We start from the raw sequence: 21436 nt of genomic DNA on the forward strand, positions 1-21436 counted from the left end.
ACACCCCCCAGACTCCCCAGACACATCAGGCCCCGCCGGCTCCTCAGGGCGCCGACGCGTCCCAGGGGCGGCCCATCCGGGTCCGCACGCTCGGCCAGGGCCGCTCGTACGCCCCGCAGCCGGGCGCCCCGCAGCCGACCGGTCAGCAGATGGCCGGTCAGGGCCCGGCTGCTCCGCCGGTCCCACCGGTCCCGCCGCAGCAGCCGGCGGCCCCGGCGCCCGCCCCGGGCCCCGGCCCGCAGGGCGCGCACACCCCGCCGCACGGGACGGCCGGCGCGCCCGCGCCGCAGGCCGGTTCCGGCCGCCGTCGCAAGCTGGCCAACCCCACGGAGGCCGACCGGACCCCGCCGGCCGGCATCCCCGCGGGCGGGGCACCGGCGCGCCCGCAGCCGCCCGCCCAGCCGCGGCTGCTCGACCTGCCCGAGGGCCGCGCGTACGCCATAGGAGCGCCGGACGAGGGCGCGGAGGGGCCGGAGCCGCTGGACGGCCCGAACGGCGCCGTCGACGTCACCGACTCGCAGACGCCGCCGCCCCTGGACGACGAACTGCCGCCGGAGCCGCTGGACAACCCGCGCCGGCTGCTCGTCTGGCCCGCCCCGGACGTCTCCACCCAGCAGGCGCTGAGCGACCGCGGCTACCGCCCGGTGATCGTGAACTCCCGTGAGGAGGTCGACGCGCAGATCGCGGCCTATCCCGCCGCGCTGTTCGTCGACCCGCTGACCGGTCCGATCACCCGTACGGCGCTCCAGTCGCTCCGTACGGCGGCCGTCGCGGCCGAGGTGCCCGTACTGGTGACGGCCGGGCTCGGACAGGCGACGCGCGAGGCGGCGTACGGGGCCGATCCCGCAGTACTGCTGAAGGCGCTGGCGCCGCGTGACAGTGAGGTGCACCCGCCGCGCGTTCTGCTCATCGAGTCCAACGACGCCATCGCGGGCGCGCTGACCGCGACGCTGGAGCGGCGCGGCATGCAGGTGGCCCACGCGGCCACCGACGCGGACGCGGTGACGCTCGCCGCGTCGACCCGGCCCAACCTCGTGGTGATGGACCTGATGCAGGTGCGGCGCCGGCGCTCCGGCATCGTGGACTGGCTCCGCTCCAACGGCCTGTTGAGCCGCACCCCGCTGGTCGTCTACACCTCGGCCGACATCGACCCGGGAGAACTGCCGCGGCTGACCTCCGGCGAGACCGTTCTGTTCCTCGCGGAGCGCTCCACGAGCAGCGAGGTCCAGGGCCGCATCGTGGACCTCCTGGCCAAGATCGGCACCAACTGAGGCGCCTGGAGAGCGCTGCAGGCGCCGGCCCGCCGAGGGCGCTCGGCCCACTGAGACGCCTCCGCCCGCCCGTGACCGTCCTCGGACGTCACGGGCGGGCGTGCTAGACGGGCAGACAGGCGAGCGGGCGGAGCGCGGGGAGCCGGCTCACCCGGCGGCGTCAGATCTCGGTGACGTCCAGCTCCCCGTCCGCGTACTGCTTCCTGAGCACCTTCTTGTCGAACTTGCCGACGCTCGTCTTGGGCACCGCGGCGACCGTGGCCCAGCGCTCGGGGAGCTGCCAGCGCTCCACGCGGTCGGCGAGATACGCCTTGAGGGCCGCGTAGTCCGTGGCGGCGCCCTCGCGGAGGACCACCGTGGCGAGGGGCCGCTCGCCCCACTTGGCGTCCGGGACGGCGACGACCGCCGCCTCCACCACGTCCGGGTGGCCCATGAGCACGTTCTCCAGGTGAACCGAGGAGATCCACTCACCGCCGGACTTGATGACGTCCTTCGCGCGGTCGGTCAGGGTGAGATAGCCGTCGGGCGTGATCGTGCCGACGTCGCCGGTGCGCAGCCAGCCGTCCTCGCTGAACTTGTCCTCGGGGCGGAAGGCCTCGCCCGCGGCGCCGCCGTAGTACGCGCCGGCGATCCAGGGCCCGCGGACCTCCAGCTCGCCGGCCGACCGGCCGTCCCAGGGCAGCACGTCGCCGCCGGGGCCGATCAGCCGGGCCTCGACGGAGGCCGGGAAGCGGCCCTGGGTGCCGCGGTAGGTCCAGGCGGTGTCCTCGTCGACGCCGGCCGGCGGGTGGGAGACCGTGCCGAGGGGCGAGGTCTCGGTCATGCCCCAGGCGTGCACCACGCGCACGCCGTGCCGCTCCTCGAAGCCGCGCATCAGGGCGGGCGGGCAGGCCGAGCCGCCGATGACGACGTTCCGCAGGCAACTCACATCGCGCGGCTTGGCGTCGAGTTCGCCCAGCAGCCCCTGCCAGATGGTGGGCACCGCGGCGGCGACCGTGGGCCGCTCGGTCTCGATCATCTCGGCGAGCGGGCCGGGCTGGAGGAAGCGGTCGGGCATCAGGATCGAGGAGCCGGCCATGAAGGCGGCGTGCGGCAGGCCCCAGGCGTTGACGTGGAACATCGGCACCACGGGCAGCACGGTGTCCGCGGCGCGCAGCGCGAACGCCTCGGCGCTGTTGACCTGGAGGGAGTGCAGATAGATGGAGCGGTGGCTGTAGACGACGCCCTTGGGCTCGCCGGTGGTGCCGGAGGTGTAGCAGAGGGCGGCGGCGCGGCGCTCGTCGACGTCCGGCCAGTCGTAGGCGTCGGGGCGGCCGGCGATGAGCTCCTCGTAGTCGTGGACACGGGGCCGGCAGCCGTCGAGGAGGGTGCGGTCGCCGGGCCCGGCGACGACGATGTGCTCGACCGGTTCGAGCCGCGGGAGCAGCGGCGCGAGCAGAGGCAGCAGGCTGCCGTCGACGATGATCACGCGGTCGGCGGCGTGGTTGACGATCCAGACCAGCTGCTCGGCGGGGAGCCGCAGATTGAGGGTGTGCAGCACCGCGCCCATCGCGGGCACGGCCAGGTACGCCTCCATGTGGCGGCTGTTGTTCCAGCAGAGGGTCGCCACCCGCTGGTCGTCGACGACGGCGAGCTCGTCGCGCAGGGCGTGCGCGAGCCGTGCGGCCCGCGCCCCCACCTCGGCGAAGGTGACGCGCTCGGGGCTCCCCTCGGCGGTCCAGTTGATGACGGACGACCGGCTGTGCACTGTCGATCCATGCCGCAGGATGCGGCTCACGGTCAGTGGAACGTCCTGCATTGTGCTCAGCACCGGGTCCTCCTGGGAGCGCGGTTTACGGTTGCGCAGCGGCAGTGTTCCGCTGATTCTCCGATCCGCGCGGGGCCCGCGTCACTACCCCCGGGCACACGGTTTCACCACACTGTTCGTGCAGGTCGCCGCTTGACCGCTCGGCCCACTCGGGTCGTTCGGCCCGCCCGGTCCGCTCAGGCCCACTCGGCCCGCTCGGCCACGTACGGCCGTACGGCCACGTACGGCCACGTACGGTCCGCTCAGGCCACCGGGATCAGCTCCGGGTCGTCCCGGAGCTTGGACAGCGCCCGCGAGACGGCGCTCTTGACCGTGCCCACCGAGACCCCGAGCACCTCGGCGGTCTGGGCCTCGCTGAGGTCCTCGTAGTAGCGGAGGACGACCATGGCCCGCTGCCGGTCGGGGAGCCGGAGCACCGCGCGCCACATCGCGTCGCGCAGCACTTCCCGCTCCGCCGGGTCGGGCGCCGGCGCCGTCTCGCGCTCGGGCAGCTCGTCGCAGGCGTACTCGTCGACCTTGCGCTTGCGCCACTGCGAGGTCCGCGTGTTCACCAGGGCGCGCCGCACATAGCCGTCGAGCGCCCGCTTGTCCTCGATCCGCTCCCACGCCAGGAACGTCTTGGTCAGCGCGGTCTGCAACAGGTCCTCGGCGTCGCAGGGGTTCGCGGTGAGCGAGCGGGCCGTACGCAGCAGGACCGGCTGCCGGGCCCGTACGTACGAGGAGAACGACGGGAACACAGCGGTGGACGCGCTGGCGCAGACAGGCATGGTCATGCCCTCAACGCTAGGAGCGCGGGGATGGTCGGGGATCGCCCGCAGGTGCCGAAGCGGGGTACCCCTCAGGTTGTAGTCGTCGTACTGGCCCCACCTCCTCGGGAAGGAGCGGCCCTCCACCTCGGTCAGGGTGGCGGCCGGGTCGGAGGTCTGCCCCCGGGCGTCTGTCCGGGGGCCGGCTCGGGATCGGCCCAGTGCCCGGCTTGGGGTCGGCTCAGGGGTCGGCGACGACGGCGACCGGGGCGTCCACGCGGTTGCGGTCGATGGTGATGCTCCGCCCGCCGTGGGACTCGGTGACGTTCCCGGCGTACTGGTGAATCCTGCGGTGCGGGTGCCAGGCGTCCCCGGGCAGGACCGACTCGCCGTATACGTCGGGCTCCGTGTCCCAGCGGGCGAACCACATCACCTCGGGGAGGTCCTCGGCGCCCTGCTGCCGGGCCTGGGCCATGTGCTGCACGCCGGAGCCGGAGCTGCTGTAGAAGCCGGGCAGATAGCCGTGCCGGCGGACCTCGGCGTTCCAGGCCCTGACGAAGGTCAGGGTGGTGTCGGCGCAGTCCGCGTTCCGGTGGTCGTAGGCCTCCATGTCGAGATAGAGGGGGCTGTCGGGGGCCAGGCCCAGCTCCCGGGCGCGCTCCACGGCGTCCCGGCCCTCCTCCGTGCCCTCGTCCCACGGCCGCCCGCCCATGACGGCGTTCTTCTTGTGCTCGGCGATCACGCAGGGGGACTGCGAGCCGACGTAGATCGGGAGGACGCCCCAGCCCATGTCGTCCGCCGCGCGCACCCACTCCTCGTCGAGGTGGGGCTGGTCGGGGCAGGCGCGGGCCCTGCCGCCGATGTAGACGCCGACGGCGCGGTACGGGGACTCCTGCCACGCCTCCAGGGTGTCGAGGGAGGGGGCGTGGCAGGTGTCGAAGCCCCAGCCGGTGAAGACCCGGGCGTCGCCGTGGCCGCCGTCGTCGGCGGTGGCGGCAAGGGGCCCGGCGAGCAGACCGCCGGCCAGCGCCGCCAGGGCCGTCGCCGCCGCGACCGCATATTGAATGATCTTCTTATTCGGTCGGTCCATGGTGCGAAGTCAACGGTGGCCGCGCGGGCCGGGCGGGGCGACACGCATGAGCCGGTACGGATGTCAGCCATCCGCACCACACGGCGCGCGGGGCGCCGGCACGCGGGCGGAGAATGGCGGCGGGATCAGGCGGTTTCCGTGCCGTCCATGCCGTCCATGCCGTCCGTGCGGCCTGTGCCGGCCGGGCCGTCCCGGCCCGGGTCAGCCCGTGTCCGTGCCGTCCCGGCCCAGGATCAGGCCGGACGTCGGCACGCCCGCGCCCGCCGTCACCAGCACCCGAGCCGCCCCCGGGCACTGGTTCACCGCGGTGCCGCGCACCTGCCGCACCGCCTCCGCCACCCCGTTCATCCCGTGCAGATACGCCTCCCCGAGCTGGCCGCCGTGGGTGTTGAGGGGCAGCGCGCCGGAGGCCACGAAGTCGCCGGCCTCACCGCGCCCGCAGAAGCCGAACTCCTCCAGCTGCATCAGCACATAGGGGGTGAAGTGGTCGTAGACGATGCCCACGTCGATCCCGGCGGGCGTCAGGCCGGAGGCGCGCCAGAGCTGCCGGGCCACCACGCCCGTCTCGGGCAGGCCGGCCAGGCCGTCGCGGTAGAAGCTGGTCATCTGCTCCTGGCCGGGGGCGGAGCCCTGGGCCGCCGCGACGATCACGGCGGGCGGCCGGCGCAGCGTACGGGCCCGCTCGACCGAGGTGACTACGAGCGCCTGGCCGCCGTCGGTCTCCTGGCAGCAGTCCAGGAGCCGCAGCGGTTCGGCGATCCAGCGGGAGGCGGCGTGGTCGGCGAGCGTGATCGGCCGGCCGTGGAAGTAGGCGGCGGGGTTGGTGGCGGCGTACCGCCGGGCGGCGACCGCGACGTGCCCGAACACCTCGGGGGTGAGGCCGTGGGTGTGGAGATAGCGGCGGGCGGCCATCGCGGCCCAGGAGGCGGGGGTCGTCAGCCCGAAGGGCAGGGCCCAGCCGAGCGCGACTTCCTCCGCGGACGGCTCGGCGGCGGGAGCGGCGACCACGGCGGCGCGGGCGCCCGTACCGGAGCCCGCGCCCGAGCCCGCACTCGTACCGGAACCCGAACCCGTACGCGTACCGGAACGCGTGCCGAGGCCCGCGCCGAACCGGCGGCCGGAGCGCTCGTTGAAGGCGCGGTAGCAGACCACGACCTCGGCGACGCCCGCGGCGACGGCGAGGGCCGCCTGCTGGACGGTGGCACAGGCGGCGCCGCCCCCGTAGTGGACGCGGGAGAAGAAGGAGAGCTCGCCCATCCCGGTGGCCTGGGCGAGGGTGATCTCGGGGGTGGTGTCCATGGTGAAGGTGACCAGGCCGTCGACGTCGGCCGGGGTCAGGCCCGCGTCGTCGAGCGCCGCCCGCACCGCCTCCGCGGCGAGCCGCAGCTCGCTGCGGCCGGAGTTCTTGGAGAACTCGGTGGCCCCGATGCCGACGACGGCCGCCCGGCCGCCGAGGGCGTCCCGCCGGCGGACGCTCATGCGCTCTCCTCCGGGACGTCGAGGGCGACGGTGCCGGTCACATGGCGGCCGAGGGCGTTGTCGCCGGTCACCCGCACCTCGATCCGGCGCCTGCCCGTCCCCTGATCTGCCGTGTCGGTGACGACCGTCCCGGTCAACACCATGGTGTCGCCGGGGTAGTTCGGCACGCCCAGCCGGATCGCGGCCCGCCGCAGCCGGGCGCGCGGGCCGAAGTGGTCGGTGACATAGCGGCCGACCAGGCCCTGGGTGGTCAGGATGTTCATGAAGATGTCAGGCGCGCCCTGGGCGCGGGCGGCCGTCACGTCGTGGTGGACGTCCTGGTAGTCCCGGGAGGCGATGGCGCCGGCGACGATCAGAGTCCGGGTCACGGGGACGGTGAGCGGAGGCAGCCGGTCCGCGCCGGCCGGGCGGAACACCGGAAGCGGCGGTTCGGCCGAGGCGCACGGGGTGCCGGGGGCGCCCGGGGCTGGGGCGTCCGGGACGCCTGGGGCGTCGCCCTCCGCCGGCCCGGGGGCGCGGTCGCCGGTCGGCGGGAAGTCCAGCCGTACGGGCATCCCAATGCGTACGGCGTCGGGTGGCACCCCGGTGACATGGCCGAGCATCCGTACGCCCTCGGCGAGTTCGACCAGGGCGACGGCGTACGGCGGGTCGAACGCGGGCAGCGGCGGATGGTGCACCACGACATGGGAGTACACCGTTCCGGTGCCGGCGGACTCGACGGCCGTCCACTCGGGGGAGCCGCAGGTCCGGCAGCCGGGGAGCCAGGGGAAGCGGAGCGTGCGGCACTCCGCGCAGCGCTGGAGGAGGAGCTGGCCGCGGGCGACGCCGCCCCAGAAGCCGGCGTTGTCCCGGTTGACGACCGGGCGGGGACGCGGGGGGCGGCGGTCGGAGGGCGGCGGCGCGGCGGGCGCGGGGGACCCGGCGGGCGCGTACTTCAGGATGCGGAACCGCTGCGTCCCGGCGAGCTCCCCCTCGACCCTGACCTCCATGCGGGTGGTCACGAAGTGCCCGCTGCCGAGCCGGGTGGTCTTCCTGGGCGAGACCGTCTCGATCACCTCGTCGAAAGTGATCCGGTCCCCGGGGCGCAGGGGCCGCGCGTACTCCTGCTCGCAGTCGGTGGCGACGACCGCGGTGCAGCCGGCGGCGTCGAGCAGGGCGAGGAGCTCGTCGAAGGGGCCGGGGCCGCCGTGGCCCGGGCGCCGGTCGGGGTGGCCGGCCAGCCCGCCGAGCGTCCACGCCTGGAGCATCGTGGGCGGGGCGATCGCGGGATACGCGGGATTGGTGTCGCCCATCGCCTCGCACCAGTGGCGGATCATGGGCTCATTGACCGGGTCGCGGCCCCGGCGCGCCGTGACCGCCCGGCGGCCCTCGTAGGCCCGCAACCGCGCGTACAGCGCCTCCGCCGCGGCCGGCGCCCCTTTCCCCGTCGCCGCGCCACCGCCACTGCCACCGCCACCGCCACCGCCACCGATCGCATCGGTCAGGGTCGCCTCGTCCGTCACGGCGTGACCACCTCCCTCGACAGGAACCGAGAGCTGACTATCCGTCAGCTACCGGGAGCGGTCAACCCGGCCGGCCCGGTCATGAGGAAAGGCCGCGCGACGGCGCCCCCCGCGCCGTCACGCGACCTTCTCACCTGTCCCTCATGGCGCGGCCCTCGCAGGGGCCCCGGCTCACCAGAGGTCGACGAGCTTCAGGGTCACGTGCTCGTTGTCCTGACCGACGGTGGTGTGGCCGTGCCCGTCGCCGTCCAGGCTCGCGATGTTGCTCTGGTTGGAGGCGCCGGAACCCGTCGCGACCTGCTGCGAGGTGGTGGAGTTGCCGTGGTTGTCACCGCCGACGCCGCTGCCCTCGATACCGGCCACGCTCGAGTTCGAGCCGTTGTCCGCGACAGCGCCGACGTCGGCCTGCGCCACACCCGTGAAGAGCGCGGCGGCGAGAGGGAGCGAGGCGGCAACGGCGAGAGTGCGGGCCGTACGGATGCTTGCCATGTATTCCTCCAGGAAGGGGAAGTACGGGATTCCGCCGGGCAGTTGGCCGACCGCCTCGGCGAGTGGTTCGACGTCGCGACTGCAGATTTGCCCACCGAATCCCCGGCGAACCGCCACCCTCGCCCCGATTCCCCCGCACGTATGACCAACATCCTTTAAACACACCCGTATCGCGCGTTTCCACCGACCGTCGCCCCGGGGGGCAAAAGCCGGCGCGCGCCCGTTCGACCCGCGGGCCCGGTTCAGGCCGTGGCGCCGCCGTCCACGACCAGGTCGTGGCCGACCACGAAGGACGACTTCTCCGAGGCCAGCCACAGCACCGCGTCGGCGATCTCCCTCGTCTCCGCCGCCCGCCCGGCCGGCACCGCCGCCCGCAGCCGGGCGTCGCGGTCGGCCCGGCTCTCCCCCGCGCGGTACGACATCGGGGTGTCCGTGGCGCCGGGGCTGATCGCGTTGATCCGGACGCCCTCGGCGATGTACTCGCGGGCCGCGTTGCGGGTGAGGATGCTGACCGCGCCCTTGGCGGCGGCATAGGCGGACATGCCGGGGCGGCGGCCGTGGGCGCCGATGTTGGACGCGCAGTTGACGATCGCACCGCCACCGTGCCGGCGCATGTGCTCGATCTCGTACTTCATCGACAGCCAGACGCCCGTGGTGTTGACGGCGAAGACCTCCGCCCACACCTCGTCCTCGATCTCCGCGGTGGGGGCCGGCCTGCCGACGATCCCGGCGCCGTTGAACGCGATGTGGAGGCCGCCGTGGCGCTCCACGGCCGTCGCCACCATGCGGGCGGCGTCGGTGGGGCGGGTGACGTCGGCGACGACGGCGGAGCACTCGCCACCGGCCTCCCGGACGAGCCGTACGGTCTCCTCCAGGGGCCCGGGGGAGGTGCCCGCCACCACCACGGTCGCCCCCTCGCGGGCCAGGCTCAGCGCGGTGGTGCGGCCGATGCTGCCGCCCCCGCCGGTGACCAGCGCGACCTTTCCGCTGAACTCTTGATTCATCGCAGGAATGTCCTTACCTCACGACAGAACGGGAAGCGGCACGCGCCGGGGGGCGCGACGCGACGGCCACGGCCAGGGCCGCGGCGGCGAACACGGCGGCGGCGACGGTCAGCGCGAACCCCTGACCGCCGGTCGTGGCGGCGCGGTCGGCCACGCCGTCGCCGCGCAGCGCGGTGGTGCGCGCCGAGGCCAGCGACACCAGTACGGCCAGACCCACGGTCGGACCCACCTCCAGCGCCGTGTTCACCACGCCCGCCGCCAGTCCCGCCTGCCGTTCCCGCACCCCGTCCAGCGCCGCCACGGTGGCGCCCGAGAAGACGCAGCCGATGCCGAAGGGGAAGAACACCAGGCCGGCCAGCAGCGTCCCCGCGTAGGAGCTCTCCGGTCCCAGCCGCCCGATGAGCCACAGCCCCGCCGCGGCGATCAGCAGTCCTGTCACCATCACCCGGCGGTGGCCGAAGCGGCCCACGATCCGCCCGACGCACAGTCCTGTGGCCAACTGCACCGCGCAGAACGGCAGAAAGGCCGCCGAGGCGAGCAGCGGCGAGGCGCCCCGGACCTGCTGGAAGTGGAGCGAGAGCAGAAAGAAGATCGTGGACATGCCGGCCGAGCCGAGCGCCACGGCCCCCAGGGCGACGATCCGCTGCCCGGAGGCCAGAAAGGCAGGCGGCAGCAGCGGGTTCGCCGACCTCAGCTCCACCAGGGCGAAGCCGGTCAGGAGCAGCGCGCCGGCCAGCAGCGGCGCCCACACCGCCGGCTCCCGCCATGGCCGCTCGCCGGCCGTCACCAGCCCCTGGCCGAGGGCCGTCAGGCCGGCCGTGACCAGGGCCGCGCCGGGCAGGTCCAGCCGCGCCCGGACCGGGGCGGGCCCGGCCGGCAGCAGCCGCGGGGCGAGGGCCACGACCAGGGTGGAGACGGCGACGGGGACGGCGAACGCCCAGCGCCAGGAGGTCCAGGTGGTCACGGCACCCGAGACGAGCATGCCGGCGGTCGCCCCGACCCCGGCCAGCCCGCCCCAGACCGCCATGGCCCGCGCGTGGGCCCGCGCGTCCCGGTGGAGCGAGCCGGCCAGCGCCATGGCGGACGGGGCGGCCAGCGCGGCCCCGGCGCCCTGGGCGAACCGCCCGGCCAGCAGGACGGCCCCACCGGGCGCCAGGGCGGCAACGGCGGAGGCGACACCGAACAGGGCGACCCCGACGGTCAGCAGCCGGCGCCGACCGACGACGTCGGCCAGCCGCCCGCCGAGCAGCAGCAGCCCGCTGAACGACAGCCCGTAGGCGGCGCTGACCAGGGTCAGCGCGGCACCGGACAGCGCGAACTCCCGCTGCACGGCCGGCAGGGCGGGCGACAGCATGGTGATCGCGAGGATCAACGTGATCTGTACGGCGGCGAGCAGCGCGAAGGCGGCACGCGGCCGGTGCGGTGGGCACGTGCCCGTACGGGCGGAGGCACCCGTGACGTCCGTACGGGCGGAGGCGCGGCGCCTCACGAGGAGGTCGGCAGGGCGATCGACTGGCCGTGCCGGAACACGTTCCGTGGGTCCCACCGGGCCTTGACCGCCTGGAGCCGCCGATAGCCGTCCTTGTAGTACAGCTCGTGCCAGGGCACGCCGGACCGGTTGAACCGCGGGGAGTTGAGGTCGGCGTCCGCGTAGTTGACGAAGCAGCCGTCGGTGACCGCGTCACCCGGCACGGGCACACCCCCGGTGGCCGCGTACACGTCCTCGTAGAACTCGCGCATCCAGGCCAGGTGGCGGGCGTCGTCGGCGGCGTGCTGCCAGAAGCTGATGTAGTGCAGCTTGAGCACCGAGTCCCGCTGGGGCACGGCCGTGGCACCGGGCGCCACGGTGTTGATCCGGCCGCCGTAGGCGGAGATCATCACCAGCGACGCGGGCCCGGTAAAGTCCGACCGCGTCAGATGCCGGTGGAACGCCGTCAGCTGCGCCCGAGGAAAACCCCGGCGCATGTACGCCGACTTCGCCTTGAAGCGGGTCGAGGTGTCGGGCGCGGTGAAGCCGGGCCAGTGGGTGGTGGCGTGCAGCCACGGCAGCGTGCGCCGGTCGTCGACGCGGTACGGCACCCGTACGCCCTCGCCGACCGCCGCCAGGAAGTCGTCCAGCAGCCGGTCGGCGCCCGGCGCGCCCGCGTCCAGCTGGGTGGTCATGGAGAACGCGCCGGCCGAGCGGTGGGTCGGCTTCAGCTGGCTGAACAGGCTCGCGTACGGGGAGTCGGGGCCGCTGTTGCGCTCGCACCAGCGGCCGTAGTTCCCGAGCAGCCGGGTGAACGACGCCTCCGTCATCCCCTCCCACGGCCAGGTGACGGTGGAGATCAGCAGTTCCGCGGGCGGCCTGGGCAGCAGCCCGGCGGGGTCGCCGCCGGTGGCGCCCGGGGAGCGCAGCCAGTACTTGGTGATCACGCCGAAGTTGCCCCCGCCGGCGCCCGTGTGGGCCCACCACAGCTCGCGGTTCGGGTCGTCGGGCTCGCGGGTGGCGACGACCTTCCGGGCGGTGCCGCGCCGGTCCACCACCACGAGCTCGACGCCGTACAGATGGTCGACGACGAGGCCGTGCAGCCGGGAGAGCGCGCCGTAGCCGCCGCCGACGACATGGCCGCCCACCCCGACCGACGGGCAGGTGCCGGCCGGCACGGTGACGCCCCAGCGCTTGTAGAGCGTGCTGTAGAGGGGGCCGAGCCGGGCGCCCGGCTCGACGGCGAAGGCCCGGCGCGCCGGGTCGTACGCGATCCGATCCATGCCGGACACGTCGATCACCACGCGGACGCCGTCGTGGGTGACGAAGTCCTCGTAGCAGTGGCCGCCGCTGCGCACGGCCAGGCCGCGGCCGGTGTCCACGGCCTCCTGGACCGCGGCCACGACCTCGTCGGCCGAGGAGACAAGGTGCACGCGGTCGGGGGTGCCGACCCAGCGGCGGTTGGTGCCCCAGACGAGGTCGGGGTAGCGCCGGTCGGCGGGGGTGACGGTGACCGTGGCGGACGGGATCGCGGGCGCGGTGACGGTCGGGGCGACGGGCGGGATCACGGGCGAGGTGGGCGGCGGGGTCGCGGCCGCGGCCGTCCCGCCGGCCCCTCCGGCACCACCCGTCACGGCCAGCGCCGCCGCGGCCGAGCCGCTCATGGCCGTACGCATCAGAAACCGCCTGCGCGAATAGTCGGTCATGACGCGCGCAATTCCGGGGAGTACACGGATTCGTTTTCCGCGGAACGCCCGGGCCCGCTTTCCACGGGGCTCTCCGTCCCGCCACCGGCGGGGAAATGCCCGATGGCCGCCTCGCGCAGCACCACCGTCATGGCCTCCAGCGTTCCGGAGAAATCGGCGTCGAGTTCCGCCAGTCGCCGGTCGCGGGAGAATACGGCGGCCGAGGCCGCCTCGGTCAGCGTCAGGCTCAGGGTGAGGGTCAGCCGCCCGTGCTCGTCCTCGCCGATCTCATTGCGCATTTCCGCGAGATCGGTGCTGTCCGCGTGCCGGAAGGTGATCCGCCCCCGCGCCTCGTCGAACGTGACCCACTGCCGAATCGTCCATTCCCCGCGGCGCGCCTCGCGCAGAAATCGATCGGCGCGGCGCTCCACGATCCGGCACTCGGTGATGGCCGGCACATAGCCGACCGGGTGTCCCGCCTTGTCCAGCAGGGCCTTCCACAGCTGGTCGCGCGTGACAGCGGGCCGGTGGGCACCCCCCTCGCCGGGCCGGTGGCCGCCCTCCTCGCTCACGTCGTTCACCGGACGGGTCCAGGAAAGCGTAATCATCATTCTCCCCGGTACGGCGCCGTATCGACCCGAGGAGTGTCACCCGGCGCGCACCCCGGCGCTTTTCCCCGCCGCGCAATCCGTCAGATCCGGCCGCCCCGCCCGAGGGGGACTCCAGCGACAATCCACCAACACCCAAGTCGCTCCCGGACCCTGGGAGGACCCTGGGAGGAAACGGCCGGCAAAGAAAAAGGGAAACACCTGACGGAGTCCGAGCAAGTCGTTGACCGGCGCTCGGGTTCGGCCACATCGTGGGTGCTTCATGAATGGTTCGTCAGGCCGAGAAGGACTTCCAGTCATTCCGCCGGGAAAACCAGGAGAAGCTCGATGTCCGAACGATTTGACGGTAAGGTTGTTTTGATCATCGGCGGCGGTGAGGGCATCGGCCGGGCCGCGGCTCTCGCCTTCGCCCGGCAGGGTGGCACGGTCGTGGTCGCCGGCCGGCACCGCGAGACCCTCGACAGCACCGTGGAGCTGATCCGTGAGCGCGGCGGAATCGCCGTATCGGCCGTGGCCGATGTGTCGGTGGCCGGCGGGCGGGACGCCGAACACCTGATCGCCGAGACCGTGCGGCGGCACGGCTCGCTGGACGTCGCCTTCAACAACGTCACCGAGCTCGGCCCCACCCAGCCGGTGGCGGAGATCTGCGAGAACGTCTGGGGCGAGACGCTGGCGGCCAATCTGACCGGAGTCTGGCTCTCGATGAAGCACGAGATCGCGTGCATGGAGGCGCAGGGCGGCGGGGTCATCGTCAACACCGCCAGCAATATCGGCGTCCAGGGCATGCTGCCGGGGATGGGCGCGTACGCCGCCTCCAAGGCCGCCGTCAGCGCGCTGACCCAGACGGCGGCCCGCGAGTACATCGAGAAGGGCATCCGGATCAACGCGATCAGCCCGTGCCCGCTGGGGCGCGGCGCCAGCGTGGAGGACATCGCCGAGACCGTGGTCTGGCTCGCCTCCGACGAGTCGAACTACGTCGTCGGCCACGACTTCGTCCTGGACCGGAAGGTGGCGGCGGCCTGACGGTGCCCCGGCGGACCGCGTCCCCTGTCCCCAAGGCGCCTCAGTGGCGAGAGAGTAGCGAATCCGACCATGGCGAAGATTCTCATCGCGGGTGGCGGCATCGGCGGCCTCGCCGCGGCCCTCGGCACCGCTCGCCGGGGGCACGAGGTGACGATCCTCGAGCGCCGCGAGACCTTCCGGGAGCTCGGGGCCGGCATCCAGCTCGGCCCCAACGCCTTCCACGCCCTGGACTGCCTCGGCGTCGGTGACGCGGTGCGCGAGCGCGCCGTGCACATCGACGAGCTGTGGCTGATGGACGGCGCGACGGGCCGGCGGATCGCCGCCATGCCGCTGACCGGTGAGTACCGCGAGCGGTTCGGCAACCCGTACGCCGTGCTGGCCCGAGGCGATCTCTACCAGGCGCTGCTGGACGGCTGCCGGGCGCTGGGGGCCGTCGCCCTGCGCGGCGGCCGCACCGTCGTCGCGTACGAACAGGACGCCCGCCGGGTCACGGTCGTCACCGAGGACGGGTCCCGGTTCGCCGGTGACGCGCTGATCGCCGCGGACGGCATCCGCTCGGTCGTCCGCCGCCGGCTCGTCGGGGACGGCGACCCGTGCGTCTCCGGGCACACGGTCTACCGCTCGGTCGTGCCCATGGAGCGGGTGCCGGGGGAGCTGCGGTGGAACACCGTCACCCTGTGGGCCGGCCCCCGGTGGCACTTCGTCCACTACCCCGTCGGGGCCGGCGCGTTCCTCAACCTCGCCGCGACCCGGGACGACGGGGGGCGCGAGGTGGTGATCGGCAGGCCCGTCGAACGGGCCGAGGTCCTCGACGCGTTCCCGTCCCTCGCCGCCACCCCGCGCCGGCTGCTGGAGCTGGGGCGGGAGTGGAAGGCGTGGATGCTGTGCGACCGCGAGCCGGTCGAGCGGTGGACGGACGGCCGGGTCGCCCTCCTCGGCGACGCCGCGCACCCGATGCTCCAGTACGCGGCCCAGGGGGCGTGCATGGCGCTGGAGGACGCGGTACGGGTCGGGCAGCTGCTCGACGCCCCGCCGGAGGACTTCGCCCAGCGGCTGGAGAAGTACAGCGCCGAGCGGCGCGAACGGACCGCGCGGACCCAGCGGCTGGCCCGCGAGATGGGCCGCCAGGTCTACCACCCGACGGGCCCCCGCGCCGCGGCCCGCGACGCGATGCTCTCCTCCCTCTCGCCGCGGGAGCTCTTCGACAAGGTGGCCTGGCTGCACGGCGCGCGCATCGGCGCGAGCGGGTGAGCCCGGGGGGCCGGGGCCACGGACGCGGCCACGCGGGGCGAACGACAAGAGGACGCCACCCGTGGTGGCGTCCTCTTCTTCGATCCGGCTGTGCCGCTGCGCGGAGGGTGTGGGATTTGAACCCACGGTGACATCGCTGCCACGACGGTTTTCAAGACCGTTCCCTTAGGCCGCTCGGGCAACCCTCCCCGTGCCGCCGGTGGGCGGCACAGGGGTCAGCCTAGCGGGTCACTTGTCGCCCTCGCGCGCGTCCAGGGTCAGCTTGGCGGTCGCCTCCTTGCCACCCCGCTCGTAGGTGAGGGTGATCTGATCGCCGGGCTTGTGGGTCCAGATCTCGCTGATCAGGGTCGGTCCGCTGTCGATCACCGTGTCGTCCAGCTTCTTGATCACATCGCCGGGCTTCAGCCCCGCCTTGTCCGCCGGGCCGCCGGAAGTGATCGCCTGGCCGGTGTCGGAGATCCGGGCACCCTCGCCGCGGTCGGCCATGTTCACCTGGACCCCGATCACCGGGTAGATCGGCTGCCCGGTCCTGATCAGGTTCTCGGCCACCCGCTTCGCCTGGTTGATGGGGATGGCGAAGCCCAGCCCGATGCTGCCGGACTGCCGCGCCTCGCCGAAGCCGCCGCCGCCCGTGGACTGGATGGCGGAGTTGATGCCGATCACGGCGCCCTCGGCGTTCAGCAGCGGGCCGCCGGAGTTCCCCGGGTTTATCGAGGCGTCCGTCTGGAGGGCGCTCATGTACGACGCGTTGGAGCCGCCGCCGTCGCTGGAGGCCACCGGGCGGTTCTTGGCGCTGATGATGCCGGTGGTGACCGTGCCCGCCAGGCCGAAGGGCGCGCCGATGGCGATCGTCGCGTCGCCCACCGCGACCTTCTTGTCGGAGTCGCCCAGCGGCAGCGGCGCCAGCTTGGCGTCGGCGGCGTTCTTGAGCTTGATCACGGCCACGTCGTAGCCCTGGGCCCGGCCCACGACCTCGGCGTCGTACTTCTTGCCGTTGGAGAACGTCGCGGTCAGCTTGCCGCCGGCCTCGGCGGCGGAGGCCACCACGTGGTTGTTGGTGAGGATGTGCCCCTCTTTGTCGTAGACGAAGCCGGTGCCGGTGCCGCCGCCCGCCGCGGCCCCCTGGCCGCCGCGCGCCTCGATCGTGACGACGCTGGGCAGCGCGCGCTGCGCTATTCCCGCGACGGACTTGGGCGACCGGTTGAGGACCTCGGGGTCGCCGGAGGTGGAGACCGTGGTGGAGCCGTCGGGCTGGTTGCGCTCGGCGGCCCAGAAACCGACGCCGCCGCCGATGCCGCCCGCGACCAGGGCCGCGACCAGAACGGCCGCGATCAGGCCGCCGGAGCGCTTGCGCGGGCCGCCGTGGCCGGGCGGGGGCGGGTACGCGGCGCCCCACGGCGTGCCCGGGGCGCCGGGGCCGCCGGGCGCGGGCGGGACGCCGGGCACGCCCGGCACGCCGTGCGCGGCTCCCGGGGCTCCGTGGGTTCCGTGGCTTCCCGGGGCTCCGTGGGTTCCGGGGGCTCCGAAGCCGCCGCCCGGCGCGGGTGCGCCCGCCGAGCCGTACGGGGGCTGCGGGCCGTACGGGGTCTCCCGGCCGTACGGGGTCTCCTGGCCGTACGGGGTCTCCTGGCCGTGTGCCGCCGCCTGCGGGTGCGGATGCGGCTGCGCCTGTGTCTGGGTCTGCGGCTGCTCCTGGGGCGGGTGGTGCCAGTCGGCCCCGGTTCCGGTTCCGGCCCCCGAGGCGGTGGCGGGCTCGGCAGCGCGCTCAGGCGTGTGCGGGGGCGCGACAGGCGGCGCGGGCGCCGCCACGGGTGCCCCAGCGCCGGTCGCGGGAGCGGCGGCGCCGGTCGCGGCCATCGGCTCGGCCAGGGCGTAGTCCGCGTCCTCGCGCGGCCGCCCCTCCCCGGCCCCGGCCGAAGCGCCCGCGGCCGACGTCCCGGCCGGAGCGTTCGAAGCGTTCGCGGCGTCCGCGGCATGCGGCGCGTTCGGCGTGCCCGAATCGGCCCGCACGGGCGGCGCCGGCGGGACGTCCCGCGCGGACTCCGCACGGGCCGCGGAGTCTGTGCTCGGCGCGCCGGACGTCGACGCGGGCTCCTGCCCCCGCGCCTCGGGCGTCGTCGGCTCCGCCACAGGCGGGACGGCGGCGCCCTCGTTCTCGGTGCTCACAGCTCTCTCCCTCATCAGGTGCACGACGGTCTCGGGTCGTGGGCCGACACCTCGGCCCACGGTCGCATGGGGCTGCGACCAGCCTTTCCCACACGGCGTCAGACCACCGTAAGAGGGGGCGCCCCCAGGGGCCGCCATTCTTTATCCCGGACGAATCGGACGCATCCGCAGCCTCACACATCCGCACCGCGGGCGCGGCCCACGGACGGCCGATGGCACCATAACGCGGTGACGTACGCACGCCCGGACCAGAGCTTTCGCCCGGCAGCGAACCGGATCGCCGTCGTGGCGCACCGCGGCGCGTCCGAGGACGCGCCGGAACACACCCTGGCCGCCTACCGCAAGGCCATCGAGGACGGCGCCGACGCCCTCGAGTGCGATGTGCGGCTCACCGCCGACGGCCATCTCGTCTGCGTGCACGACCGCAGGGTCAACCGGACGTCCAACGGCCGGGGAGCGGTCTCCTCGCTCGAACTGGCGGACCTCGCCGCGCTCGACTTCGGGTCCTGGAAGCACTGGAAGGACCCCCAGGAGTCGCCCGACCTCGAAGAGGGGCCGAGCCCCGCGACGGAGATCTCGGTCAGCCGCAGCGAGCGCCGGTCCGTCCTGACCCTGGAGCGGCTGCTCGAACTGGTGGTGGACGCCGGGCGCCCGGTGGAGCTCGCCGTCGAGACCAAGCACCCCACGCGCTGGGCCGGCCAGGTCGAGGAGCGCCTCCTCCACCTGCTGCGCCGCTTCAACCTGCACGAGCCGCCGGCGGACGGGCCCGCGCCCGTACGGGTCATGAGCTTCTCGGCGCGCTCCCTGCACCGGGTGCGGCTCGCGGCACCGACCCTGCCGACCGTCCATCTGATGCAGTTCCTCTCGCCGCGCCACCGCGACGGTCGGCTTCCGGTCGGCGTGCGGATCGCCGGGCCGAGCATCCGCATCCTGCGCGCCCACCCCGAGTACGTCGAACGTGCGCACCGCGCGGGGCACGCCGTCCACGTCTGGACGGTGGACTCTCCGGCCGATGTCGAACTCTGTGCCCGGCTCGGCGTGGACGCGGTGATCACCAACCGCCCCAAGAAGGTGCTCGCCCAGCTCGGCCGCACCTGACGACCGCCCCGCCCCTGACCCCGCCCCTGACCCCCGTCCGAACCGTGCCCGGCCGCCTCGCACAGGGTGTGCACCGGCGCGTTCGGTCCGGGTACGACCGGCGTGAGTGCCTCACCGGAAGGCGATTGGCCGGTTTCCGGTCCAGTCCATTGGGGCATCCATCCCCTGGCGTGGGGCAAAGGAGGTCTCGGGGGTGGCGTTGGTGGTGGCACAGGAGGTGCCGACGTCGTCGATCATGGCCGTACCCCATGGTCCAGCGGGCGTCGGCGCGGCAAGACGCCGGATGCGTGAGGGTCTGCGCATGAGCGGTGTGCCGGAGACGGTCGTCGACGACGCGGTGTTGGTCCTGTCCGAGCTGTTGAGCAACGCGTGCCGGCACGGCCGCCCGCTCCGCTCGGCCGAGGACGAGGGCGAGGACGGCGATGTGCGCGCCGCCTGGCGCATGGACGAGCGCGGCCGGCTGATGGTGGAAGTCACCGACGGCGGCGGCCCGACCCGACCACTTCCGGCCACTCCGTCCGTGACGGCGCGCGGCGGCCGGGGCCTCAACATCATCACCGCCCTGGCGGACGACTGGGGCGTGCGGGACACCTCCGGCGGGGAGGTCACCGTCTGGGCCGTCATAGGTGCGGGGCGCCCCCACGACGAGTTGTCTACGCGCGTGGGCGTCCCGGGCATCGGCTTCGCCGCCCCCTTCGACGGCCTGCGGTAGGCACGGCGTACGCACGGCCCGCGGAAAGCGCCGCGTACGGCCCGCTCCCGGCCGCCGGCGGCACCGGTGGCGTACGGCGCTCCCCCGCACGGGGAAGGGCTAGGCTCGGCGGCCAAGGACGTACCGCCGACCGCGCACTCGGGAGAGACCCACGCCATGGCCAAGAAGCGCATCCAGTCCAAGGCCGCCACGCCGTCCGCCGCGCGGGGCTCCGACGACAAGATCCCGGTGGTCGGCGCCCGTGAGCCCTGCCCCTGCCGCTCGGGCCGCCGCTACAAGGCCTGTCACGGCCGGGCCGCCGCCCACGCCGTCACCGAACTGGTGCGCCGCCCGTTCGAGGGGCTGCCCGGCGAGTGCGACTGGGTGGCGCTGCGCGAACTGGTGCCCGCCGCCACCGCCGAGCTGCGGCTCAGGGACGGCCTGCCGGAGGGCGTGCCCTCGGTCACCCTCGCCACCGTCCTGCCGATGGCCTGGCCCGCGCTGCGCCGCGACAACGGCGCCGTGCTGCTCGGCCTCCAGAACGACACCCCCTCCGGTGACATCAGCCGCGATCTCGCCGATGTGCTCGGCCGGGCCCTGAAGGCCGCCCCCGGCACCCCCGTGGCCGCCGAGCGGATGCCGGCGGAGGAGACCCGGCTCCAGGACCTCATCGACCCGCGGGCGCCGTTCACCCCGGTCGTGCACGACGGCTTCGAGTTCTGGGTGGAGAACCTGGAGCACGCGACGCCGGAGGTCACCGCCTCCCTCGAACGGGCGAACGCGGCGGCGATCCCCACCGCCCGGCTGTCCGGGGTCGAGGCGGCCTACTGGTGCCACACCCCGGAGCGCAACCATCTGCGCTGGGTGATGCCGCACCCGGAGGAGGAGCTGCTGGACGCGCTCGCCCGGCTGCACTGCGCCGGCGCCGCCGCGCTCGGCGAGGGCACCCGGCTGGTGGGCTCCTTCCGCGCCCACGGGCTGGTCGTGCCGGTCTGGGACCTGCCGGTCGGGATGGGCGCCGACGAGGTGGAGAAGCCCGCCGCGGCCTTCGCGGAGCGGCTCGCGGAGAGCCTGGCGTCGAACGCCCCGCTGACCGCCGACGAGCGCCGGGCCCGGGGCGGCCTCACCAACCGCCAGGTGACCCTGAGCTGAACCGGGCGGCCGGACGCAAGCGCCCAGAGGGGTGACTCCTGTCACAACTCCCCCCGGGCGTACGGTAAATCGTCGTCCGGAAATCCACGATCGAATTTGCGAACGGCCGATCTCTTGTTACGGTTCTAAAAGCCCGGTCGCTGGTGCATCCCCCGTCGCCAGCGACCGGGCGTTGCCATGTCCGGATTCCGGGCGGCACCCGATCGGAATCAATTGTTCCGGATCTTGTCGGGCCCGATGACTCTCTCCGGCCCCGCCCGTCGCCGCCTGCCGTCGCCCCTCGTCAGGGCCGGTCCGCGTAGCTCCCGGAGCGCAGCAGCAGCCTCTCCCAGTCCGCGGAAGCGATCTCCGCCACCGCCGTGGGGGCCGTGCCCCTGGGGCCGTACGGGGGGTGGTGCGCCGCCGTACCGCCCGGCGCACGAGGTGCTCGGGGGGCGCGGGGCGTCTCGCACGCCCCCGGATCGTCCTTGGCCGCCATGGGGCAGTGCACCTGGACGGTCCGCCCGTCCGGCCGCATCAGTGTCAGGGCGGCGACGAGCGGCTCGCCGGTGGCGTTCCGGTAGTACGTGCGGGCCCAGGTGTCCCGCCCCTCGGTCATCACACAGGTCTGTGCCTCCACCCCTTCGGGTGAGGACAATTCGGGCCCGCACTCGGCCACGGCCCCCGAAAGGCCGAAGCGGTACAGCGAATTTCGGCCATCGGCCGGGACGGCCCCGTCGAGCCCGTCGGACCCGTCGGCGGTGGCCCGCGCGTCCGCGGCGGGGTCCGCTTCCGCGCCCCACGGCAGCCCGAGGCCCGTGAGACCGGTGCTCGTGCTCCACGGCGCGCCGGCACCCGTACCGAGGGGGCGGCCGGGCGGGCCCCCGGGGGCGGCGTCCTCCGCGGGCACCGCGCGGTGCCCGGGGG

At 74.2% G+C, this 21436-nt stretch carries 18 protein-coding genes, 1 tRNA gene and 2 pseudogenes; 6 read left to right on the forward strand and 15 right to left on the reverse strand.

Annotation, left to right across the window (positions count from 1 at the left end; all coding sequences use genetic code 11):
* Positions 1-1271 (forward strand): annotated as a pseudogene (locus tag ACSNOD_RS13755) (PAS domain S-box protein); the annotation flags it as partial.
* Between the two features lie 160 nt (positions 1272-1431).
* On the opposite strand, the gene ACSNOD_RS13760 reads toward ACSNOD_RS13755, so the two are convergent.
* The 11 genes and pseudogenes from ACSNOD_RS13760 to ACSNOD_RS13810 all read right to left on the reverse strand — a co-directional run bounded on the left by ACSNOD_RS13760 (position 1432) and on the right by ACSNOD_RS13810 (position 13113).
* A complete protein-coding gene (locus ACSNOD_RS13760; RefSeq protein WP_436767183.1) occupies positions 1432-3081 on the reverse strand; it encodes a long-chain fatty acid--CoA ligase in 1650 nt (549 codons plus the stop codon).
* Between the two features lie 239 nt (positions 3082-3320).
* A complete protein-coding gene (locus tag ACSNOD_RS13765; RefSeq protein ID WP_436767184.1) occupies positions 3321-3851 on the reverse strand; it encodes a SigE family RNA polymerase sigma factor in 531 nt (176 codons plus the stop codon).
* A gap of 214 nt (positions 3852-4065) precedes the next feature.
* Complete coding sequence (locus ACSNOD_RS13770) at positions 4066-4914, reverse strand: DUF1906 domain-containing protein (RefSeq protein ID WP_436767185.1); 849 nt, start codon at positions 4912-4914, stop codon at positions 4066-4068.
* 201 nt (positions 4915-5115) lie between these two features.
* Positions 5116-6393 (reverse strand): lipid-transfer protein, encoded by a 1278-nt coding sequence (locus ACSNOD_RS13775; RefSeq protein WP_436767186.1) that lies wholly within the window; start codon positions 6391-6393, stop codon positions 5116-5118.
* Entirely contained in the window at positions 6390-6947 is a 558-nt protein-coding gene (locus ACSNOD_RS13780; RefSeq protein ID WP_436767199.1) for a MaoC/PaaZ C-terminal domain-containing protein, read from the reverse strand. The genes ACSNOD_RS13775 and ACSNOD_RS13780 overlap by 4 nt, the downstream gene beginning before the upstream one ends.
* Positions 6927-7787, reverse strand: a pseudogene (locus ACSNOD_RS13785) (bifunctional MaoC family dehydratase N-terminal/OB-fold nucleic acid binding domain-containing protein); the annotation flags it as partial. The gene ACSNOD_RS13780 and the pseudogene ACSNOD_RS13785, both read right to left, overlap by 21 nt.
* Before the next feature lie 279 nt (positions 7788-8066).
* A complete protein-coding gene (locus ACSNOD_RS13790; protein WP_436767187.1) occupies positions 8067-8384 on the reverse strand; it encodes a hypothetical protein in 318 nt (105 codons plus the stop codon).
* Between the two features lie 242 nt (positions 8385-8626).
* Positions 8627-9388 carry an SDR family NAD(P)-dependent oxidoreductase gene (locus ACSNOD_RS13795; protein ID WP_436767188.1) on the reverse strand — a complete coding sequence of 254 codons (762 nt, stop codon included), beginning with the start codon at positions 9386-9388 and terminating at the stop codon, positions 8627-8629.
* A gap of 13 nt (positions 9389-9401) precedes the next feature.
* On the reverse strand, positions 9402-10877 hold the full coding sequence (locus ACSNOD_RS13800) for an MFS transporter (RefSeq protein WP_436767189.1): 1476 nt from the start codon (positions 10875-10877) through the stop codon (positions 9402-9404).
* A complete protein-coding gene (locus ACSNOD_RS13805) occupies positions 10874-12562 on the reverse strand; it encodes an FAD-binding oxidoreductase (protein ID WP_436767190.1) in 1689 nt (562 codons plus the stop codon). The genes ACSNOD_RS13800 and ACSNOD_RS13805 overlap by 4 nt, the downstream gene beginning before the upstream one ends.
* Positions 12559-13113 (reverse strand): AtaL-like protein, encoded by a 555-nt coding sequence (locus ACSNOD_RS13810; protein WP_436767191.1) that lies wholly within the window; start codon positions 13111-13113, stop codon positions 12559-12561. Before ACSNOD_RS13810 ends, ACSNOD_RS13805 begins: the two co-directional genes overlap by 4 nt.
* A 363-nt stretch (positions 13114-13476) precedes the next feature.
* Between ACSNOD_RS13810 and ACSNOD_RS13815 the strand changes: the two genes are divergently transcribed.
* Positions 13477-14172, forward strand: coding sequence for an SDR family oxidoreductase (locus ACSNOD_RS13815; protein ID WP_436767192.1), 696 nt, complete (start codon positions 13477-13479; stop codon positions 14170-14172).
* 69 nt (positions 14173-14241) lie between these two features.
* Positions 14242-15423 (forward strand): 3-hydroxybenzoate 6-monooxygenase, encoded by a 1182-nt coding sequence (locus tag ACSNOD_RS13820; protein WP_436767193.1) that lies wholly within the window; start codon positions 14242-14244, stop codon positions 15421-15423.
* 101 nt (positions 15424-15524) lie between these two features.
* Here the strand turns inward: ACSNOD_RS13820 and ACSNOD_RS13825 are convergent.
* Both ACSNOD_RS13825 and ACSNOD_RS13830 read right to left on the reverse strand, forming a co-directional pair.
* Positions 15525-15611, reverse strand: a tRNA-Ser gene (locus tag ACSNOD_RS13825).
* A 40-nt stretch (positions 15612-15651) separates the two neighbouring features.
* The gene (locus ACSNOD_RS13830) at positions 15652-17280 is read right to left on the reverse strand and encodes a S1C family serine protease (RefSeq protein WP_436767200.1); all 1629 of its coding nucleotides are present in this window, start codon (positions 17278-17280) and stop codon (positions 15652-15654) included.
* 537 nt (positions 17281-17817) lie between these two features.
* Here ACSNOD_RS13830 and ACSNOD_RS13835 point away from each other — a divergent pair.
* Positions 17818-18687: a glycerophosphodiester phosphodiesterase gene (locus ACSNOD_RS13835; protein WP_436767194.1), complete on the forward strand. Its 870-nt coding sequence runs from the start codon at positions 17818-17820 to the stop codon at positions 18685-18687.
* Between the two features lie 111 nt (positions 18688-18798).
* Here ACSNOD_RS13835 and ACSNOD_RS13840 read toward each other — a convergent pair whose 3' ends face one another.
* Positions 18799-18924 (reverse strand): hypothetical protein, encoded by a 126-nt coding sequence (locus ACSNOD_RS13840; RefSeq protein ID WP_436767195.1) that lies wholly within the window; start codon positions 18922-18924, stop codon positions 18799-18801.
* Between the two features lie 64 nt (positions 18925-18988).
* Here ACSNOD_RS13840 and ACSNOD_RS13845 point away from each other — a divergent pair, with 64 nt between their 5' ends.
* Complete coding sequence (locus tag ACSNOD_RS13845; protein ID WP_436767196.1) at positions 18989-19399, forward strand: ATP-binding protein; 411 nt, start codon at positions 18989-18991, stop codon at positions 19397-19399.
* 156 nt (positions 19400-19555) lie between these two features.
* Positions 19556-20530: a DUF5926 family protein gene (locus ACSNOD_RS13850; protein ID WP_436767197.1), complete on the forward strand. Its 975-nt coding sequence runs from the start codon at positions 19556-19558 to the stop codon at positions 20528-20530.
* 283 nt (positions 20531-20813) lie between these two features.
* On the opposite strand, the gene ACSNOD_RS13855 is transcribed toward ACSNOD_RS13850, so the two are convergent.
* Positions 20814-21436: hypothetical protein (locus ACSNOD_RS13855; protein WP_436767198.1), on the reverse strand; the 623-nt coding region annotated here is incomplete at its 5' end.

Source organism: Streptomyces sp. URMC 123 (assembly GCF_051386515.1).
GTDB lineage: Bacteria > Actinomycetota > Actinomycetes > Streptomycetales > Streptomycetaceae > Streptomyces.

Coding starts and splice junctions, on each gene's coding strand:
- ACSNOD_RS13765 (WP_436767184.1), bottom strand. CDS start 3,851: ATGACCATGCCTGTCTGCGCCAGCGCGTCCACCGCTGTGTTCCCGTCG.
- ACSNOD_RS13770 (WP_436767185.1), bottom strand. CDS start 4,914: ATGGACCGACCGAATAAGAAGATCATTCAATATGCGGTCGCGGCGGCG.
- ACSNOD_RS13775 (WP_436767186.1), bottom strand. CDS start 6,393: ATGAGCGTCCGCCGGCGGGACGCCCTCGGCGGCCGGGCGGCCGTCGTC.
- ACSNOD_RS13780 (WP_436767199.1), bottom strand. CDS start 6,947: ATGCCCGTACGGCTGGACTTCCCGCCGACCGGCGACCGCGCCCCCGGG.
- ACSNOD_RS13790 (WP_436767187.1), bottom strand. CDS start 8,384: ATGGCAAGCATCCGTACGGCCCGCACTCTCGCCGTTGCCGCCTCGCTC.
- ACSNOD_RS13795 (WP_436767188.1), bottom strand. CDS start 9,388: ATGAATCAAGAGTTCAGCGGAAAGGTCGCGCTGGTCACCGGCGGGGGC.
- ACSNOD_RS13805 (WP_436767190.1), bottom strand. CDS start 12,562: ATGACCGACTATTCGCGCAGGCGGTTTCTGATGCGTACGGCCATGAGC.
- ACSNOD_RS13815 (WP_436767192.1), top strand. CDS start 13,477: ATGTCCGAACGATTTGACGGTAAGGTTGTTTTGATCATCGGCGGCGGT.
- ACSNOD_RS13820 (WP_436767193.1), top strand. CDS start 14,242: ATGGCGAAGATTCTCATCGCGGGTGGCGGCATCGGCGGCCTCGCCGCG.
- ACSNOD_RS13830 (WP_436767200.1), bottom strand. CDS start 17,280: ATGGCCGCGACCGGCGCCGCCGCTCCCGCGACCGGCGCTGGGGCACCC.
- ACSNOD_RS13840 (WP_436767195.1), bottom strand. CDS start 18,924: ATGATCGACGACGTCGGCACCTCCTGTGCCACCACCAACGCCACCCCC.
- ACSNOD_RS13845 (WP_436767196.1), top strand. CDS start 18,989: ATGAGCGGTGTGCCGGAGACGGTCGTCGACGACGCGGTGTTGGTCCTG.
- ACSNOD_RS13850 (WP_436767197.1), top strand. CDS start 19,556: ATGGCCAAGAAGCGCATCCAGTCCAAGGCCGCCACGCCGTCCGCCGCG.